This window comes from Allosphingosinicella sp. (assembly GCF_036403745.1).
Taxonomy (GTDB): Bacteria; Pseudomonadota; Alphaproteobacteria; order Sphingomonadales; family Sphingomonadaceae; genus Allosphingosinicella.
Genome location: NZ_DASWQI010000086.1, coordinates 15,835 through 31,147, shown reverse-complemented (window position 1 = coordinate 31,147; position 15,313 = coordinate 15,835). Strand labels below are relative to the sequence as shown.

Here is a 15,313-nt window from a genome sequence, read left to right as displayed (position 1 = left end):
GATGCGGGCCCGGCCAGTGCGCGCCGTCGCCGCGTGCCTCGCCGCCCTGCTTTGCCCTGCAGTCCCGTCCAGCGCCGAGCCGCCGTCGTGGTCGCCCCGCCCTTGGCTCGAAGACCTCGATCAGGTCGGGGAGGCGCTGCGTTCGAAATATGCGAACCTCGAATGGCTCGAGGGCGAGCGGGAGGTAAAGCTCGACGCCCTCCTGTCCCGCGCCCGCAGCCGACTCGCCGCCGCGGGAAGCGATGCGGAAGCGATCGCCGTCTTCAACCGCCTGATCGACCGGATCGCCGACGGCCACGTCACCCTAGACTGGCCCGCGGCGGCGCGACCTGCCGCCGCAGCGCCGGCCGCGGCCCCGGCCAGCCCTGCGAGCTTCTGCAGCCGGCTCGGCTATGATGCCGGCAAGAGCGCGCCCGGTGCCGCCAAGGCGCTGCCGGGGTACGCACCCGCCGGTCCCCAAGAGGTGCTGCCGAGCGGCACCGTCCGGATCGGCGGCGAGACGGTCGGCGTCGTACGGATCGGGGTCTTCGACCCTCACGGGAGCCCCTCGCTCTGCACCGAAGCGGTCGCGGCGCTGAGTATCCCCGTCGGCGCCCCGTGCGACGATGTGTGCGAGGACAAGGTCCTGACCTTCGCCTATCGCCGCCTCACCGCCGCGCTGGACGACCGGCTTGTGCGCCTCCGCGCGCTCGGTGCGGCAAGCGTGCTCGTCGATCTCACCGGCAATGGCGGCGGCTCCGAATGGGCCGAGGCCGCGGCGCGCATGTTCAGCCGCCGCCCGCTCGCCTCCGAGCGTACCGGCTTCATCCGCGGCGAGCATTGGACGCGGCAATGGGCAACGCTCGGGGAGCGCCTGCGGGACTTCGCCGCGGGCTCCCCTACGGAGGATCGGGCGAAGCTCCTCGGCTGGGCGGCGCAAGCCGATGCCGCGCGGGCCGAGGCGGCGCGCACCTGCACCGCCGCAGCGCCCTGTCCAAGGATCGTGCCTGCAGGCTTCACCGCCGGCCTCGTCGGCCGCGCCCCCGCCGGTGCCTTTGCGGGCAAGGCCTGGGCGCCCTATGTCTTCAGTCCCGCCCAATATCCCTATCGCGACGGCGGGTGGGACGGGCCGGTCATGGTCCTCGTCGACCAGGAGACCTGGTCCGCCGCCGAGGAATTCGCGGCGATCCTGCAGGACAATCGCGCCGCCATCGTGGTCGGCGCCCGCAGCGGCGGCGCCGGCTGCGGCCATACCAATGGCGGCACGCCCACCCGGCTCAGGAACAGCGGGGCCATTCTCGAAGTCCCCGACTGCGTCCGCTTCCGGGCCGACGGATCGAACGAGGTGCGCGGCATCGTGCCGGACGTGCTCGTCGGCTGGCGGCACAGCGACGGCATCGCCTACCGCGCAAGCCTGCTCGCGCCGGTGCTGCCCGGCGCGATCGCCGAAGCGCGGCGGCTCTACGCGGCGCGGAGGAGCGGCGCATGAGCATCATCACCCTGATCGTCGCGCGGGCGGAGAACGGCGTCATCGGCCGCGACGGCGGCCTGCCGTGGCGCCTCCCGGCCGACCTCAAGCACTTCAAGGCGCTGACCATGGGCACGGCCATGGTGATGGGCCGCCGCACCTTCGACAGCCTTCCCAGGCTGCTGCCCGGCCGGCGCCACATCGTGCTGACCCGAGACGAGGACTGGAGCGCCCCGGGCGCGGAGCGGGCGGGGAGCGTCGCCGAGGCGATCGCGCTCGCCGGTGGACGCGTCTCCGTGATCGGCGGCGCCGAGATTTTCCACCTCTTCATGCCGGTGGCGGATCGTATCGAGCTTACCGAAATCCATGCCGCCTTCGAAGGCGACACGATCCTCCCGCCCCTCGACAGGAATAGCTGGAAGGAGACGGCGCGCGAGACGCACGGATCCGAGGACGGCCGCCCCGCCTACAGCTTCGTCACGCTGGCGCGGCCCTGACCACCCATCCTCCCTGTCCGCGCAGCGGATGTTGAGGGGGACCGCCTCACAGGGAGGACTGGAGTCGTCGCTCACCCGCCCTTATAGCGCGCGCATGGAGCGGCTGGACGGCGGCTCGGCGGTTCCGGCGCCTTTCAGGGGCGGCATCGTCGCGCTCGGCAATTTCGACGGATTTCACAAAGGGCATCAGGCGGTGGTCGGCCGCGCCGTCGCGCGCGCCCGCGCCGAGGGGCGGCCGGCCTTGGTCGCCACCTTCGACCCGCACCCGATGCGCTTCTTCCGGCCGGACTCGCCCTGGTTCCGGCTGACGACGATGGACCAGCGCGCGCGGCTGTTCGCCGCCGCCGGGGTCGATGCCATGTACGTCTTCCGCTTCGACGCGGAGTTCGCCGCCGCCGCGCCGGAGGCCTTCGTGACCCACTGGCTCGCGGGACGGCTCGGCGCGGCGGGAGTCGTGACGGGCGAGGACTTCACCTTCGGCCGCGACCGCGGCGGCGACGTGCGGCTGCTGGCCGAGCTCGGCCAGGCCACCGGCTTCACCGCCGAGGCCGTGCCGCCGGTGACCGAGGACGGCCTCCCCGTCTCCTCCAGCCGGATCCGCGAGGCGCTGCGGGCCGGCGATTGCGAGACGGCCGCGCGCCTCCTGACGCGGCCGTTCACCATCGAGGGCGTCGTCGAGCATGGTGACAAGCGCGGCCGCACCATCGGCTATCCGACCGCCAATCTGGCGCTCGACCGCTATTTGCGGCCCCGCTTCGGCATTTACGCGGCGCGGGGATTGCTGGAGGACGGCCGGATCCTGGAAGGCGCCGCCAATCTCGGCATCCGCCCGACCTTCCAGCCGCCGAAGGAGCTGCTCGAGCCCTATTTCTTCGATTTCTCCGGCGATCTCTACGGCCGGGCGATCGCCGTCGAGCTGATCTCCTTTATCCGCCCGGAAGCGAAGTTCGACAGCGTCGAGCAACTGGCGGCCCAGATGGACCTCGATTGCGCGGAAGCCCGGCGGCGCCTCGGCTAACGCGTAAACTCTTGTGGACACGCGGGATTCCCATCGCCTAGCCTGCGCGCATGGATGAGGGGGCAGAGGAAGAGGCGCCGCGGCGGCGGATCGGCAAGGGCTGGCGGATCGGGCTGATCTCGGCGGCCGTCGTGTCGGTGCTGCTGTCGATGGTCAACGCGTCGTGGATCGCGGCGCAGCCGCCGGGGCGGCTGGTCGTCGTCGCGCGGCACGGCATCGTCCAGCAGGTCGCGCCGGGGAGCGGCTGCGACGCAAAGCGGATCCAGGCCGACCCGCAGAACGATTATATCGAGAACACCCTGCCCGCCATCTACAAGGCGGCGAAGCTCGGCGCCGACGCGATCGAGATCGACGTCCAGGCGACGGCCGACGGCCAGGCGGTGGCGTTCCGCGACGCCGACCTCGGCTGCCGCACCAACGGCACCGGGCCGCTCGCCGACCGCAGCCTCGCCGAGCTCAAGCGGCTCGACGTCGGCTACGGCTATACCGGCGACGGCGGCCACAGCTTTCCGCTGCGCGGCCACGGGATCGGCGGCATGCCGACGGTCGAGGAGGTGCTCCGCGAAGTGCCCAAGTCGCAGATCGTCTTCCGCTTCGTCGGCCAGGATCCGGGGGCGGCCGACGCCGTGGCCGCAGCCTTGAAGCGCGCCGGCGCGGCGAGCGCGCAGCGGTTCGCCTTCGAAGGGGACGGGGCGGTGACGGCGCGGGCGGCGCAGCTTCTTCCCGGCGCCTGGACCTTCCCGGAGCACCCGGCGGGGCCTTGCGTCGCGGACTATGTCCGCACGGGCTGGACCTCCTTCGTCCCCGCCTCCTGCCACGGCGCCACCCTCGCGCTGACCGTCGGCGAGCGCTGGAAATTGTGGGGCTGGCCCTACCGCTTCCTCGACCGCATGGCCGCCGCCGACGCCAAGGTGCTGATGTACGGCGAGGAGAAAGACGGCGCCCTCGTCGGCATCACCGACGTCGCCCAGTATGACAAGGTGCCAGCGGGCTTTCGCGGCTATTTGTTCGTCGAGGATTTCTACACGGTGGGCGCGGCGCTGCGGCGGTGACGCGCGGCCTCAATCCTGCTCGTCGAGGCGGGCGAGGAGATCCTCGAACATCTTGAGCGAGCGCACTTCGCCGTCCATGGCGAAAGCTTGGCGCAGGGCGTTGCCGACGCCGGCGTGGACGGTGGGCGGGGCCACCTTCACGAACCGCCTGGAGGACGCATGCACCATCGCTTCAAGTCTCGGATTTATCTCGGTCACGGGGGCAGAACGCCCGGTTGCGCCGCAAGTTGCAACTGTTGCGCCGGCCCAACGGAACGGGTCATTGCTGTTGTATGACGGGAACACTTAGTAAAAGCAGTGTTAACGCCGCCCTCGCCCGGGCCCGCGCCCATGCGCCGTTCCTGAAGCTCCAGCTCGAGCGGTTTCCCGAACTTTCGCAACAACTTGCCGCCGGCGAGATGGAGCGAGCGATCGCGTCGGGGTGGCAAGCGGGGGCCGAGGCGCCAAGTCTGGCGGCGCGGTTGCGAAACCGCCGCAACGCCCTCTCGCTGGCCCTCGCGGTGGGGGATCTGGCCGGCGCGACCCCGCTCGAACGGCTGATGGAAGACCTTTCCGACCTCGCCGACCGGACCCTCGACGAAGCCATCGCCGCCGCCATCGCCGAGCGCACCCCGGACGAAGCACCGCGCGGCTTCGCCGTCATCGCACTCGGCAAGCATGGCAGCCGCGAGCTCAATTACTCGTCCGACATCGACCCCATTTTCCTGTTCGACCCCCTGACGCTCCCCCGCCGCGCCCGGGAGGAGCCGGGCCAGGCGGCGGTGCGGATCGGCCAGCGCATCATCGAGCTTCTCCAGAAGCGCGAGCCCGAGGGTTTCGCCTTCCGCGTCGACCTGCGCCTGCGCCCGTCGAGCGAGGTGACGCCGATCGCGCTCCCCGTCGACGCCGCCATCTCCTATTACGAATCCTCCGCTTTGCCTTGGGAACGCGCCGCCTTCATCCGCGCGCGGTTCGCGGCCGGCGACCCGGCGCTCGGCCGTTATTTCCTCGACGCGATCCACCCCTTCGTGTGGCGCCGCAGCCTCGATTTCGGCGCGATCGGCGAGGTCCAGTCGATCACGCGGCGGATCCGCGACCATCACGGCCGCGGCCAGGCGTTCGGCCCCGGCTACGATCTGAAGCGCGGCCGCGGCGGCATTCGCGAGATCGAATTCTTCGCCCAGATCCACCAGCTGATCCACGGCGGCCGCGACCCGTCGCTGCGCGCGCCGGCGACGCTGGACGCGCTCGGCGCACTGGCTAGAGCGGGGCACATCGCCCAAGCGGACGCCGTCGCGCTGGCCGACGCCTACCGCCTGTTCCGCACCGTCGAGCACCGCCTGCAGATGGTCGACGACCGCCAGACCCACAGCCTGCCCGCCGAAGCCGAAGCGCTCGACAACGTCGCCCGCCTCGACGGCATGACGGACGGCGCCGCGCTCCTCGCCCGCCTCGCGCCGCACGTCGAACGGGTCGGCAGCCTCTACGACGCGATGGCCGGCGAGGAGGAAAGGCGGCTGCCACTGGCGCCGGACCTGCTCGAAGCGCAGCTCGCGTCCAGCGGCTTCCCCGACGCCCCCTCGGCACGGGCGCGCGTCGAAGGCTGGCGGGCCGGCCGCGCCCGCTCGCTGCGCAGCCCGGCGGCACAGGACGCGTTCGAGGCGATGCTGCCGGGGCTCATTGAGGCGCTGGGCCGGGCGCCCGACCCGATGCGCGCCTTGAATCGCTTCGACGACATCGTCGCCCGCCTCCCCAGCGGGGTCAATTTCTACCGGCTGATCGAGGCGCGCCCCGGCCTCACCGCCCACCTCGCCGCCATCCTCAGCCACGCGCCGACGCTGGCCGAGCAGCTCGCCCGCCGCCCCGAATTGCTCGACGGCCTCATCGACGCGACGGCGCTGGCGCCGATGCCCGCGGTTGAGGCGCTCGCCGAGGGCTTCCGGGAGCCGGAGCGGGCGGGCGAGGACTATCAGATGGTCCTCGACCGGGTGCGCCGCCGCGTCAACGAGCGCCGCTTCGCCCAGGGCGTCCAGCTCATCGCCTGCGCCGCCGATCCGATCGCCGCCGCCGAAGGCTATGCCCGCATCGCCGAAGCCGCCATCCAGGTCCTCGCCGAAGCCACCGTCGCCGAGTTCGAAAAGGCGCACGGCCGCGTCCCCGGCTCCGAGCTCCTCATCCTCGGGCTCGGCCGGCTCGGCGGGGAGGCGCTGACCCACGCGTCGGACCTCGACCTTGTCACCCTGTTCAGCGGCACCCACGAGGCCGAATCCGACGGCCCGCGCCCCTTACGCGCGACCGATTATTTCAACCGCCTCGCCCCCCGCGTCACGGCGGCTTTGAGCGTGTCGACCCCAGCCGGCCCGCTCTACGACATCGACACCCGCCTCCGCCCCTCGGGCAGCGACGGCATGCTCGCCGTCTCGCTGGAAGGCCTCGAGGCCTATCAGCGCAACAGGGCGTGGACGTGGGAGCATATGGCGCTGCTGCGGGCCCGGCCGGTGTTCGGCTCGGCGGAAGGACGGGCGGCGCTGCAGGCGGCCATCGACACGACGCTGCGCCAGCCGCGCGACCGCGCCAGGACCATCGCCGACGCCGTGCGGATGCGACGCGAGATCGCCCAGCACAAGCCGCCCTCCGGCCCGTTCGACATCAAGAAGGGTCCGGGCGGCCTCATCGACCTCGAATTCGCCGTCCACTCCCTTCAGCTCACCACCGGCATCGGCCTCCATCCGCGTCTCGAGCACGCCATCGCCGACCTCGCCGCGGCCGGGCTTGTCGGGGCGGAAATCGACCCGGCGCTCCGCCTCCTCACCCGCATGCTGGTCATGTTCCGCCTCGTTGCCCCGGACGCCGAGGAGCCGCCGGAGGCCACCCGGCCGCTCGTGGCCCGCGCCTGCGGGCTCGCCGACTGGGACTCGCTGCTTGCGGCGCAGGTCGAGGCGCGGCAGAGCATCTCCAATCTCTGGGCGCGCGTTGCGGCCATGGCGGAAGGAAGCGCATGATGGTGAAGGAAGGCGATCCCGTCCCCGACGTGAAGATGGAAGGCGCCGACGGCAAGCCGGTCAGCCCCGCCGACTTCGCCGCGCAGAAGCTCGTCCTCTATTTCTATCCGAAGGACGACACGTCCGGCTGCACCGCGGAGGCGCAGCACTTCACGGCGCTCGCCGAGGATTTCCAGAATGCCGGCACCTGGGTGCTCGGCGTCTCGAAGGACAGCCCGAAGAGCCACGCCAAGTTCACAGACAAGTACGACCTCAAGATCGCCCTCGCCTCCGACACGGACGGCTCCGCCTGCGAGGCGTTCGGCACCTGGGTCGAGAAGAGCATGTACGGCCGCAAATATATGGGCATCGAGCGCGCCACCTTCCTCGTCGACCGCGACGGCGTGGTGAAGAAGGTCTGGCGCAAGGTGAAGGTCCCCGGCCACGCCGAAGAGGTCCTGGCGGCGGCACGGGCGCTGCCCTGACATTACGTGCCTCCCCATCGCCAGATGGGGAGGGGGGTGTAGGCGGGTCGGCAGTCTAGGGGACTGCCGAGAGCCGGAACCGGCTGCGTAGCAGCCGACGGGCTCTGCTTGGTGGAGGGGTGACCCGCGCCGGCCTCGCCCTCGAGCACACGAACCGCGAAACCCGGAGCCAGTCACCCCCTCCACCACCTTCGGTGGTCCCCCTCCCCACGCGCTCCGCGCGCAGGGAGGCAGATCGGCTCGCTCACAAACCCTTGACGAAGCGGTAGGAGGTGCGCCTGTAGCCGCGGCTCTTGTAGAATTCGTGGGCGCCGCCGAGCTCGATGTTGCTCGTCACTTCGACGAGGGCGCAGCCGGCCTGCTTCAGCCGCGCCTCGGCCTCCTTGAGTAGCGCCGAGCCGACGCCGCGGCCGCGTGCCGCTTTGGCAATCACCAGCATCGTCACGCGCCCGACGGAGGTCGGGCGGTGCAGGACGGGCGTAGCATGCCAGGCGAGACAGCCGATCGGCCCGTCCTCGTCGGCGACGAGCGGCGGCTCGCCGAGCTTGCGCAAAGCGGCGAGGCGGGTGCGGATGTCCTTCGGGGCGTTCGGGAAGCCAAGCTCTTCTAGAAGGGCTGATAGGCTTTCCGCATCGCGCGGCGCCGCTTCGCGGATCGTCAGCGCGGGCTTCGGTGGCGGAGGAGGCGGTGGGGGTGGCGAGGGCCGTGGAGGCGGCGAGGGCGGTGGAGGCGGCGAGGGCGGTGGAGGCGGCGAGGACGCTGGCTTCGGCTCCGCCTCGGCGGCATGCTTAGCCTTCCTCTTCGGCGGGTCAGGCGCCGCCGCGGCGGCGACTAGCGAGCTCTTCCAGTCGGCGACCGCGCCCTTGCGCAGGAAGGCCTCGATTTCCTCCGCACTGGCGGTGAGGCCGTCGGGGCCGAAGCCCATCACCTCCTTGTCGGTGGCGGCGTCCTTGAGGCCGTAGCGGCCGTAATCGCCGACGCCGGGGGTGCGGCGCCGCGACCGGACGAGACGGCAGCCGCGATGCTCCGCCATCTCGCGGAGCATCGCGTCGAGGCCCTTCTCAGCCAAGGCGGCGCCGCGGCCGGATCAGGCGCTCTTCTTCGCGCCGGAGGCCTTGTTCGCGCCGGAGGACTTGGCCTTCGACCCGCCCCCGCTCTTCCTGTCGGCGAGCGCGCCCTTCACCAACGGGATCGCCGCCACGGCGAGCGCACCCGCCGCGACTGCGGCACCGGCGATGACGGCGCCGCGCGGGGCGTTGCGGACCTTGTCCATCATGTCGGACGCCATGCCGGAGAGGCCCTGTCCGGAGCCCTGCTCTTCCTCATTCTGGGTAGGGGCGGCGTGGGGCATGGCGGAATTGGGGATATGCGACATCATGTGTCTCCAGCAAGGGTTGAGATTGCCCGCGAAACGACCCGCAGGGGCGCGCGGTTCCTCGCCGCGGAGGCGTCACAAAGCCGCGCTCACCGGCGCCTGAAATGCTAAGCACTTGTTTCACCTGCGGAAAATCAGGAACCACTTCGCTTGATCGAAGTTAATGTTCTATGTTTCGCGACACGAACCCCGCCATGCTGCCGGCCATGCTGATAGTCGAGGACGAGCCCTTCATCCGGATGGCCGCGGCCGACATCGTCTCCGATATCGGCGTCACCCCGTACGAAGCCGCCGACGCCGGCGAGGCGCTCGACCTGCTCGGCGCGCACCCCGAAATCCGGCTGCTGTTCACCGACGTCAACATGCCCGGCATGGACGGCATCGCGCTGGCCCGCCGCGCCCGCGAGATGCGGCCCGACATGTCCGTTATCGTCACCTCCGGCCGCCGCGCCATCCCGCCCGAGCAATTGCCCAAGGACGGCACCTTCCTGCCAAAGCCCTACGGCTCCGAGCAGTTGGCCAATGCCGTTGAAAGCACCCTGCTCCGGGACAAGCCGGCCTAGGCTGCTTCTAGTCCTCCCCGTGAGGCGGAGCCTCATGGGGAGGGGGACCATGCGAAGCATGGTGGAGGGGCCTTGCTGAGTCCGGGAGGGCCCCTCCACCGCACTTCGTGCGGTCCCCCTCCCCATCCGCTTCGCGCACAGGGAGGACTGGGTGCCTAGTCCGCAATCACCGGGGGCCCGCCCGCCTGGGGCTTGGCAGGCCGTAGCAGCCACACCAGCGGCATCGCGCCGAGGCACACCCACATCATCAGCCGGAAATCGTCGAGATAGGCGATCATCAGCGCCTGGCGGTTGATCTCGGCGTCGGCCATCGCCAGCGCCGCCTGGCCCGCTGCGCCCACCATCGCGATCGTGTCGCCGCCGCCGCCGGGCGGCATCAGGCCGGGGATCACCGCCGGGGTGATGTGCTGCGCCATGTCGGCGTGGCTGACCTGGACGTTGCGGGCGAGGAGGAAGGTCACGACCGAGATGCCGACCGAGCCGCCGATGTTCCTCGCCAGGTTGAGGAGGGAGGCGCCGGTGGTGCGGTAGCTCGCCGGCAGCGAGGCGAAGGCGAGCGCCTGTAGCGGCACGAAGATGAAGCCGAGGCCGAGCCCCTGGACGACGCCGCTGATGATGATCGGCCGCGAACTCATGACGAGGGTGAAGCCGGACATCTGGTAGAGCGAAAGCGCAAGACAGCCGATGCCGGTGAAGATCAGCAAGCGCGCGTCGACCTTGCCGGTGAGGCGGCCGGCCAGCATCATCGAGATCAAGGTGCCGATGCCGCGCGGCGCCGTCAGGAAACCCGAATCGAGCACTGAATAGCCGTAGAGCTGCTGGAGAAGCGGCGGCAGCAAGGCGAGGCCAGCGAGGAGCAGCACGCCCGTCACCACCATGAAGAAGAGCGCGAAGCCGAAATTGCGGTCGGCGAACATTTTCGGGTCGAACAGCGGGTTGCGGCCCGTGGCGAGCTGGACGACGAACATCCACGCGCCCGCCGCGGCGAGGCCGGCTTCGATGCAGATTTCCCAGCTCTGGAACCAGTCCTGGTCGGCGCCGCGGTCGAGCATGATCTGGAAGGCGCCCAGAGCGACGGCGAGGAGCGCAAAGCCGAACAGATCGAACTGGCGCTTCTTGACCTCGCTGCCGGGCATGAACCGCAGCAGCAGCAAGGTGCACAGGACGCCGACCGGCAAGTTGACCAGGAACACCCAGCGCCAGCTGTAATTCTCGGTCAGCCAGCCGCCGAGCACCGGCCCGAGGATCGGGCCGATCATCACGCCCATGCCGAACATCGCCATCGCCCGCGCGTGCTTGGAGGGCGGGTTGATGTCGAACATCACCGCCTGCGCGATCGGCACGAGGAAGGCGCCGGAAATGCCCTGGAGCGCGCGGAAGATCACCATCTCCGGCAGATTCTGTGCCATCGCGCACATCACCGACGCGACGGTGAAGGCGATCACCGACCAGATGAACAGCTGCCGCCGCCCGACCCGGTCGGCGAGCCAGCCGGTGATCGGAATGGCGATGGCCGAGGCGACGATGTAGCTCGTCAGCACCCAGTTGATCGTCTCCTGCGTCGCAGACATCGACGCGCGCATGTGCGGCAGCGCGACGTTGGCAATGGTCGTGTCGAGCACCTGCAGCAGCACCGCCATCATGATCGCGACGGTGAGGATGCCGTGCTCGAGCTTGTCGAGCTTCAGCGTCGGGACGTGATGGGGCTGGGCGGCGGCGGTGGCCATCGGATCAGCGCGCGGCGGTCTTCTGCGGCTGGGCCGGGGCAGCGGCGGCCGGCGCCGGGCGCGGTGCCGGACGCACGTCGAGCGGCCGCTCCTTCGTATCCACCGTCACGTCGACCGAGAGGCCGGCGAGCAGCGGCCGCGTCGGCTGGCAGTCGATGGCGATCCGCACCGGCACGCGCTGCGTCACCTTCACCCAATTGCCGTTGGCATTCTGGGCCGGCAGCAGCGAGAATTCGGAGCCGGTGCCGCGACCGATCGAGGCGACGTGGCCGCACAGCTTGCCCGAATAAGCGTCGATCTTGACGTCGGCCGGCTGGCCGGGGGCCATGTTCTTGAGGTCGGTCTCCTTGTAATTCGCCTCGACCCAGGTCGCGCCGCTCCTGACGATCGTCACCATGCCGAGGCCCTGCACGGCCTGGTTGCCGATCTGGAGCCGCTCGGTCTGGCTGGCGAAGCCGTCGGCGGGGGCCCGCACCTCGGTGCGCTTCAAGTCGAGAAGGGCCTTGTCGCGCGCCGCAAGCGCCGCCTGTACGGCCGGCTGGTCCACGACGGTGCCGCCGCTCAGCTGGGCCTGGTTGACCTGCGCGGTGTTGCGCGCGTCGGCGAGCCGCTGCTTGGCTTCCTGCACGCCGTGCAGCGCCTGGTCGTAGAGCACGCGGGTGGTGAAGCCGCGCTTCAGTAGCTCGGCATAGCGGCCGAAATTGCGCTGCGCGACGACGAGATTGTCCTGCGCCGCCTGGATGTCGGCGCCGCCGCCGGCGACCTGCGCCTGCAGCTTGTTCACCCCGACCTTGGCCGCGGCGAGCTGCGCCTCCGCCTGTTCGAGCGCGATGCGGAACGGCGCCGGGTCGATCCGGTAGAGGAGGTCGCCGGCCTTGACCGGCTGGTTCTCCTTGACGTTCACCTCGACGATGCGCCCGGTTACCTCGGCGGAGACCGAGATCTTGTCCTGCTGGACATAGGCGTTGTCGGTCGAGACGTAGCGGCCGCCGGTCAGGTAGAAATAGGCTCCGATGCCGAGGATGATCAGCGGCACCGCGAGCAGCAGGATCAGCCGCAGCCGGCTCTTCTTCGGCGGCGCCTCGACGGTTTCCGTCTCGGTCAGCGGCTGGTGGTCCGCCGGCTGCGCGTCGGCCGCCTTGATGGCCCCTTCCTTCATCATGCTCTCCGTTTTCCGGCGGCGCCGGCGGCGACGTTCGTCCGCACCCGCGCCAAAATGTTCCTGACGGCCGCTTGCTCCGCCTCGCTGACGCCTTCCAGCGCGTCGGCAAGGAAGGCGTCGGCCAGCGCCTTCAGCCGCTCAATGATCGGCCCGGCCGCCGTGGTGAGGTGGAGCCGCCAGGCGCGGCGGTCCTTCTCGTCGGCGCGCCGCTCGACCAGCCCCGCTTCCTCCAGCCTGTCGACCATGCGGCACAGGGTGATCGGCTCGATGTCTAGGGCTTCGGCAAGCTCGACCTGGCGCATGCCGTCCTGGCGCGACAGCCGCGCCAGCGCCCGCCACTGCGCGCGCGTCACACCCAAGGCCGAAGCGCGCCGGTCGAAGGCGCGCCGCAGCGCCTGCGCGGTCTCGCTGACGTCGAAGGCGAAGTTGCTGTCCATCCCTGTTCCGTTCAGCACATAGTAAGCACGCTCATTATCATCAAGGTCTAAAAGTGGCGTCTGCAGAAAGCACATCTGCGCGGCACGTTCCCAACTTTCCGCCTCCGTCACGGGCCGCCTCCATCACGGGCTTGACTCCCGCCCGGCGCGGGCCTCAACTCCGCCGTGCCCGCCCGGCCGTTCGGGGGATCGTCGCCGGGCCCGCCTGTCTCTTCCCCGCGCCTGCACCGCACGACGGGAGACCTGAATGAATCGCCTCGCCGCACTCCTGCTTCTCGGCGCCTTCGCCGCGACGCCAGCCGTCGCCAAAAGCCCGTTCGACGGCACCTGGAAGACGGACCTCTCCACCCTCACCATGCCCAAGAAGCCGGACGTGTTCGCGCTCCGCAGGGGCCGGTACAGCTGCGACAGCTGCGAGCCGAGCATCTCCGTCTGGGCCGACGGCGCCGCCCACCCCGTCTCGGGCCATCGCTATTACGATCATATCGCCGTCCAGGCCGTCAACGCTGGGACGCTTCGCATCACGCAGTACCTCGGCGACAAAATTGTGTTCAGCGAGGAGATGACCGTCTCGCGGGACGAGAAGACGCTCTCCTTCACCTTCCGGGACATGAGATCCAGGAGTGGCCCGGTGGTCGGGACCGGCAGCGAGCATCGCATCGGCCGGCCGCCCCACCCGATCGAGGCCCACCGCGTCTCCGGCACCTGGAAACTCGACTGGATAAAGCATGCGAGCGACATGGGCCTCATCTTCTCCTTCACGAGCGAAGGCGAGAAGATGCACATGTCGACCCCGACAGGGCAGAGCTACGACGCCGTCATCGGCGGACCGCAGGTAGACATTACGGGCGACCTTCCAGGCACGAAGGCGGCGCTGAAGCGGCTGTCGGAGACGACGCTGCAGGAGACGGACACCCGCGCCGGCAGGATCGTCTCGGTGGTCACCATGACGGTCGCGCCGAACGGCCGCACGATGACGGTCGTCACCAACGAGACGGTCCACGGGGGGATGCAGACCTACAAGGCCGTCAAGCAGTAGACGCGAAACAACGAAAGGGGATGAAGACCATGACCAGGAAAATTCTGCCCGCGCTCCTGCTCGGCACCGCCGCTATCGCCGGGCTTTCCGGCTGCAAGCAGCAGGCCCAGGCGGCCGACGCCACCGAATCCGCTGCCGTCGCCGCCAAGATCAAGGCGAACGAGGCGGCGTGGGTGAAGGATTATGCCAATCACGACGTCAACCGCGCCGCGGGGCATTACGCCGCCGACGCCGCCTTGATGCCCGGCGGCATGGCCCGGATGATGGGCGACAAGGCGATCCGCGCCGGCCTGCAGGCGATGGTCAACGATCCGAATTTCCAGCTGACCTTCGCCGCCGAGAAGGTCGAAGTCGCCGCCTCGGGCGACCTCGCCTACAGCCGCGGCACCTACCGGATGCAGTCGACCGATCCGAAGACCAAGCAGCCGGCGGTCGAGACCGGCAATTACATCACCACCTATAAGAAGCAGGCGGACGGCAGCTGGAAAGCCGTCGACGACATGGCCGCGGCCGGCGCCCCGGCACCCGCCGCCGCCGCGCCTGCCGCACCGGCGGCCTGACCGGGACGAGGCGCCGCAGCCAGCGCGGCCGCGGCGCCCGTTCTCGCCGGGTCCGTTTCGGCCTCCGATCCGGAGGCATCTGAGATATCCAAACCGGTATTTTCCCGCAGGTTGTCGCGGCGGACTGGGGTCCGCGCACAACCAGGGGGAATTTTCTATGAATATCATTGCGAAGGCGCTCGGCGCCTGTGCCGCGCTTGCGCTCGTTTCCGGCGCCGCGGTCGCCCAGCCGGCACCGGCGGCCATGGCTTCGACCGGTGAGCGGCTCGTCCTCAAGAGCGGCACCGAAGTGCCCATGAAGACCATCGCGCCGCTGAGCTCCAAGGTGAACCGCCAGGGCGATCGCTTCGACCTCGTCGTCGCCGAGGACGTCCGCGTCAACGGCGCCCTGGTCATTCCGCGCGGCAGCCGCGGCGTCGGCGAGATCACCCACCTCGTTCACAAGGGCGCCTTCGGCCGCTCCGGCAAGCTCGATACGCGCGTCCTCTACGTCACCGTCGGCGACACCCAGGTGAAGCTCGACGGCCACGCCGCCGACAAGGGCAAGAGCGGTACCGCCGGCACCGTTGCAGTCGCCGTCGTCGCGGGCGTTTTCTCGGCGTTCGTGACCGGCAAGAGTGCCGTCCTGCCGTCCGGCTCGACGATGATGGGCTACGTCCAGTCGGACATGGCGATGACGGCGATTGCCGCGCCGTCGGCCTCTCCGATCATCCCGGCTTCGGCGCCCGCGCCCCACTGATCCGTCTCGACAAGGCCGCCGCCTTTTCCTAATTGGGAGGCGGCGCGCGGGTGTAGCTCAATGGCAGAGCAGAAGCTTCCCAAGCTTACGACGAGGGTTCGATTCCCTTCACCCGCTCCACACCAGGACCATCCGGGGGATGGCCCTGCTGTGGAGCGCACGCGAGGCAAAGCCGAGCGGGGCGACCGGATCGCGAGCGGGCGGGTTTCGGGCTATCAGGCCTATTTAATCGCAGCTCGGCACCGAGGCCTT

Annotated in this window: 16 protein-coding genes and 1 tRNA gene; 11 read left to right on the top strand and 6 right to left on the bottom strand. The window is 70.1% G+C overall.

The window, feature by feature from the left end:
• Position 1 precedes the first annotated feature (1 nt).
• From VGC56_RS16690 to VGC56_RS16675, 4 genes are all read left to right on the top strand, one after another.
• The gene (locus VGC56_RS16690; protein ID WP_464126684.1) at positions 2-1,468 is read left to right on the top strand and encodes a S41 family peptidase; all 1,467 of its coding nucleotides are present in this window, start codon (positions 2-4) and stop codon (positions 1,466-1,468) included.
• Positions 1,465-1,944, top strand: a complete 480-nt coding sequence (locus VGC56_RS16685; protein ID WP_464126682.1) for a dihydrofolate reductase — start codon at positions 1,465-1,467, stop codon at positions 1,942-1,944. The genes VGC56_RS16690 and VGC56_RS16685 overlap by 4 nt, the downstream gene beginning before the upstream one ends.
• A gap of 94 nt (positions 1,945-2,038) precedes the next feature.
• Entirely contained in the window at positions 2,039-2,962 is a 924-nt protein-coding gene (locus tag VGC56_RS16680; protein ID WP_464126680.1) for a bifunctional riboflavin kinase/FAD synthetase, read from the top strand.
• A gap of 50 nt (positions 2,963-3,012) precedes the next feature.
• A complete protein-coding gene (locus tag VGC56_RS16675; RefSeq protein ID WP_464126678.1) occupies positions 3,013-4,014 on the top strand; it encodes a glycerophosphodiester phosphodiesterase family protein in 1,002 nt (333 codons plus the stop codon).
• Between the two features lie 9 nt (positions 4,015-4,023).
• Here the strand turns inward: VGC56_RS16675 and VGC56_RS16670 are convergent, their stop codons facing one another.
• Positions 4,024-4,149, bottom strand: a complete 126-nt coding sequence (locus VGC56_RS16670) for a hypothetical protein (protein WP_464126676.1) — start codon at positions 4,147-4,149, stop codon at positions 4,024-4,026.
• 137 nt (positions 4,150-4,286) lie between these two features.
• Here VGC56_RS16670 and glnE point away from each other — a divergent pair, with 137 nt between their 5' ends.
• Both glnE and VGC56_RS16660 read left to right on the top strand, forming a co-directional pair.
• Entirely contained in the window at positions 4,287-6,995 is a 2,709-nt protein-coding gene (gene glnE, locus VGC56_RS16665; RefSeq protein ID WP_464126675.1) for a bifunctional [glutamate--ammonia ligase]-adenylyl-L-tyrosine phosphorylase/[glutamate--ammonia-ligase] adenylyltransferase, read from the top strand.
• Positions 6,995-7,459: a peroxiredoxin gene (locus VGC56_RS16660; RefSeq protein ID WP_464126744.1), complete on the top strand. Its 465-nt coding sequence runs from the start codon at positions 6,995-6,997 to the stop codon at positions 7,457-7,459. Before glnE ends, VGC56_RS16660 begins: the two co-directional genes overlap by 1 nt.
• Before the next feature lie 244 nt (positions 7,460-7,703).
• Here VGC56_RS16660 and VGC56_RS16655 read toward each other — a convergent pair whose 3' ends face one another.
• Both VGC56_RS16655 and VGC56_RS16650 read right to left on the bottom strand, forming a co-directional pair.
• The gene (locus VGC56_RS16655) at positions 7,704-8,528 is read right to left on the bottom strand and encodes a GNAT family N-acetyltransferase (protein WP_464126674.1); all 825 of its coding nucleotides are present in this window, start codon (positions 8,526-8,528) and stop codon (positions 7,704-7,706) included.
• A gap of 18 nt (positions 8,529-8,546) precedes the next feature.
• Positions 8,547-8,837, bottom strand: coding sequence for a hypothetical protein (locus VGC56_RS16650; RefSeq protein ID WP_464126673.1), 291 nt, complete (start codon positions 8,835-8,837; stop codon positions 8,547-8,549).
• Positions 8,838-9,040: 203 nt separating this feature from the next.
• Here VGC56_RS16650 and VGC56_RS16645 point away from each other — a divergent pair, with 203 nt between their 5' ends.
• The gene (locus tag VGC56_RS16645; protein WP_464126672.1) at positions 9,041-9,397 is read left to right on the top strand and encodes a response regulator; all 357 of its coding nucleotides are present in this window, start codon (positions 9,041-9,043) and stop codon (positions 9,395-9,397) included.
• Positions 9,398-9,552: 155 nt separating this feature from the next.
• Here the strand turns inward: VGC56_RS16645 and VGC56_RS16640 are convergent, their stop codons facing one another.
• The 3 genes from VGC56_RS16640 to VGC56_RS16630 are packed head-to-tail and all read right to left on the bottom strand — an operon-like array spanning position 9,553 to position 12,723.
• Positions 9,553-11,124: a DHA2 family efflux MFS transporter permease subunit gene (locus VGC56_RS16640; protein WP_464126670.1), complete on the bottom strand. Its 1,572-nt coding sequence runs from the start codon at positions 11,122-11,124 to the stop codon at positions 9,553-9,555.
• A gap of 4 nt (positions 11,125-11,128) precedes the next feature.
• Positions 11,129-12,286, bottom strand: coding sequence for an HlyD family secretion protein (locus VGC56_RS16635; RefSeq protein WP_464126669.1), 1,158 nt, complete (start codon positions 12,284-12,286; stop codon positions 11,129-11,131).
• On the bottom strand, positions 12,283-12,723 hold the full coding sequence (locus tag VGC56_RS16630) for a MarR family winged helix-turn-helix transcriptional regulator (RefSeq protein ID WP_464126667.1): 441 nt from the start codon (positions 12,721-12,723) through the stop codon (positions 12,283-12,285). The genes VGC56_RS16635 and VGC56_RS16630 overlap by 4 nt, the downstream gene beginning before the upstream one ends.
• Positions 12,724-12,970: 247 nt before the next feature.
• Between VGC56_RS16630 and VGC56_RS16625 the strand changes: the two genes are divergently transcribed.
• The 4 genes from VGC56_RS16625 to VGC56_RS16610 all read left to right on the top strand — a co-directional run bounded on the left by VGC56_RS16625 (position 12,971) and on the right by VGC56_RS16610 (position 15,181).
• On the top strand, positions 12,971-13,762 hold the full coding sequence (locus VGC56_RS16625; RefSeq protein WP_464126666.1) for a hypothetical protein: 792 nt from the start codon (positions 12,971-12,973) through the stop codon (positions 13,760-13,762).
• A 29-nt stretch (positions 13,763-13,791) separates the two neighbouring features.
• Positions 13,792-14,322 carry a YybH family protein gene (locus tag VGC56_RS16620; protein ID WP_464126664.1) on the top strand — a complete coding sequence of 177 codons (531 nt, stop codon included), beginning with the start codon at positions 13,792-13,794 and terminating at the stop codon, positions 14,320-14,322.
• A gap of 157 nt (positions 14,323-14,479) precedes the next feature.
• Entirely contained in the window at positions 14,480-15,061 is a 582-nt protein-coding gene (locus tag VGC56_RS16615; RefSeq protein ID WP_464126662.1) for a hypothetical protein, read from the top strand.
• Between the two features lie 46 nt (positions 15,062-15,107).
• Positions 15,108-15,181, top strand: a tRNA-Gly gene (locus tag VGC56_RS16610).
• Positions 15,182-15,313: the final 132 nt, after the last annotated feature.

Excerpts from the sequence above, each read along its gene's own strand:
- VGC56_RS16690 (WP_464126684.1), top strand. The coding sequence starts at position 2 with ATGCGGGCCCGGCCAGTGCGCGCCGTCGCCGCGTGCCTCGCCGCCCTG.
- VGC56_RS16685 (WP_464126682.1), top strand. The coding sequence starts at position 1,465 with ATGAGCATCATCACCCTGATCGTCGCGCGGGCGGAGAACGGCGTCATC.
- VGC56_RS16680 (WP_464126680.1), top strand. The coding sequence starts at position 2,039 with ATGGAGCGGCTGGACGGCGGCTCGGCGGTTCCGGCGCCTTTCAGGGGC.
- VGC56_RS16675 (WP_464126678.1), top strand. The coding sequence starts at position 3,013 with ATGGATGAGGGGGCAGAGGAAGAGGCGCCGCGGCGGCGGATCGGCAAG.
- glnE (WP_464126675.1), top strand. The coding sequence starts at position 4,287 with ATGACGGGAACACTTAGTAAAAGCAGTGTTAACGCCGCCCTCGCCCGG.
- VGC56_RS16660 (WP_464126744.1), top strand. The coding sequence starts at position 6,995 with ATGGTGAAGGAAGGCGATCCCGTCCCCGACGTGAAGATGGAAGGCGCC.
- VGC56_RS16650 (WP_464126673.1), bottom strand. The coding sequence starts at position 8,837 with ATGATGTCGCATATCCCCAATTCCGCCATGCCCCACGCCGCCCCTACC.
- VGC56_RS16645 (WP_464126672.1), top strand. The coding sequence starts at position 9,041 with ATGCTGATAGTCGAGGACGAGCCCTTCATCCGGATGGCCGCGGCCGAC.
- VGC56_RS16640 (WP_464126670.1), bottom strand. The coding sequence starts at position 11,124 with ATGGCCACCGCCGCCGCCCAGCCCCATCACGTCCCGACGCTGAAGCTC.
- VGC56_RS16635 (WP_464126669.1), bottom strand. The coding sequence starts at position 12,286 with ATGATGAAGGAAGGGGCCATCAAGGCGGCCGACGCGCAGCCGGCGGAC.
- VGC56_RS16630 (WP_464126667.1), bottom strand. The coding sequence starts at position 12,723 with ATGGACAGCAACTTCGCCTTCGACGTCAGCGAGACCGCGCAGGCGCTG.
- VGC56_RS16625 (WP_464126666.1), top strand. The coding sequence starts at position 12,971 with ATGAATCGCCTCGCCGCACTCCTGCTTCTCGGCGCCTTCGCCGCGACG.
- VGC56_RS16620 (WP_464126664.1), top strand. The coding sequence starts at position 13,792 with ATGACCAGGAAAATTCTGCCCGCGCTCCTGCTCGGCACCGCCGCTATC.
- VGC56_RS16615 (WP_464126662.1), top strand. The coding sequence starts at position 14,480 with ATGAATATCATTGCGAAGGCGCTCGGCGCCTGTGCCGCGCTTGCGCTC.